Origin of the sequence: Nonomuraea sp. NPDC049607 (assembly GCF_040675375.1) — a bacterium.
Lineage (GTDB): Bacteria > Actinomycetota > Actinomycetes > Streptosporangiales > Streptosporangiaceae > Nonomuraea.
Genome location: NZ_JBFAOV010000103.1, coordinates 1 through 1692, shown reverse-complemented (window position 1 = coordinate 1692; position 1692 = coordinate 1). Strand labels below are relative to the sequence as shown.

The window sequence follows — 1692 nt, the reverse complement described above, 5'->3', positions numbered from 1 at the left end:
GGTGATCGGGTAGGTGCCCTGCGCGGTGGACGCGCCGACCGACAGCGTCAGCGTCGAGGAGTTGCCGGAGGTCACCGACGCCGGGTTGAAGCTGGCCGTGGTGCCGCTCGGCAGCCCGGAGGCGGTCAGGTTGACCGTCTGGGCGCTGCCCGAGGTGGTCTGGGTGTTGACCGTGGTGGAGGCGGTCCCGCCCGGCTGGGCGCTGCCGGAGGAGGAGCTGAGTGTCAGCGAGAAGTCGGGGCCGGCGGTGCCGCAGGCCGGTTCGCCGGAGGCCGCGGTGACGCTGACCGCGCTCCAGGCCGCCTTGGTGCTGTTGCACTCGGCGCTGTTGGCGCCGTACAGCTCGATGGCCGCGGCCACCGAGGCCGCCCTGATGTTGGTGTAACGCCAGGAGGACGTCTTGCGGTTGAGGGCGCCCATGTAGATCTTGCCGGCCTTCTGGATGCTGACGCCGGTCACCGAGGAGGGACCGCCGGAGCAGATCGGGCTGGACGGCTTGCCGCCACCGGGGTTGTTGCCCTCGGCCAGCAGGTAGAACCAGTGGTTGAGCGGCCCGGCCGCCGAGTGCACCTCGGTGTTGGGGATGGAGGAGGAGTAGCAGTTGGGGTCACCCAGGGCACTGGGGTTGTACATGTTGCGGATCGGGCCCTGGCCGACCAGGTCGACCTCCTCGCCCACCAGGTAGTCCGGCGGGTCGTTGGGGTTGTTGGCGTAGGCCTCGGTCAACGCGCCGAAGATGTCGCCGGTGCCCTCGTTGATGCCGCCGTTCTCGTTGCCCGAACCGGCGCCACCGGGGGTCGTCTGGAAGACGGCGTGGCCGAACTCGTGGGCCACCACGTCGATCGGGGTGGCCTGCTGGGTGTTGGCCTGGTTGTGGCCGAAGTTGGTGTAGCTGCCGTTCCAGTAGGCGTTGACGTCGGCCAGGCCGACCCGCGCCGGGAAGCCCCTGCCGCTGCCGTCGATGCCGCTGCGGCCCAGCCAGTCACGCAGCATGTCCCACTCGCGCTGGACGCTGAACAGGGCGTCCACGCAGGCGGTCTCCAGGTTGGTGCCCGAACCGTTGCCCCAGGCGTCGTCGGTGCCGGTGTAGGCGCTGCCGCCCTGCCCGCCGCACGCGATGCCCGGCCGGGTGGTGTCGGTCATGGAGTAGGAGCTGCCCGAACCGCTGGTGTTGATGGTGACCTGGCCGTAGTAGAAGCCGTTGCCGCTGCCCTCGCGGACCAGGTCCACCGCGTCGGCGACGGCGCCGGTGCGGGCGTCGACGTAGACGTCCTGCACGCTGGGCTTGCCGGCGGCCAGACCGGAGACCTTGACCTCCCAGGCCAGCCTCGTGGCGTCGGCGCGGGCGAGCACGACCAGGCGGGGGGCGGTGCTGTCGTCCACGCGGGACAGGCGGGCCTTGGCGGTGGCGGTGGCCTTGGCGGCGCTGACGGTGGCCTTGGTCGCGACCTCACGTGTGGTGGGGCCGGTGGCGGTGACGGTGTCGCGGACGTTGCCCGCGGCGTCGGTCACCACGACGGCGTCGCCGCCGACCATGGGCAGGCCCTTGTAGGTGCGCTCGTAGGCGACGTAGAACATGTCGCTGGCGCCGGGGGTGACCCTGACCCGGCTGTAGGCCTCGTCAGGGCCTCTGCTGAGGTTGTCGAGCTGGCTGGAGACCGCCTTGTCGGCGACCGCCGCGGCGAGCGAGGC

The 1692-nt window shown here is 71.3% G+C and carries 1 protein-coding gene; it reads right to left on the bottom strand.

The window, feature by feature from the left end; translation table 11 throughout:
• A partial coding sequence (locus AB0J97_RS51580) for a M4 family metallopeptidase (protein ID WP_364104815.1) occupies window positions 1-1692 on the bottom strand: 1692 nt, incomplete at both ends.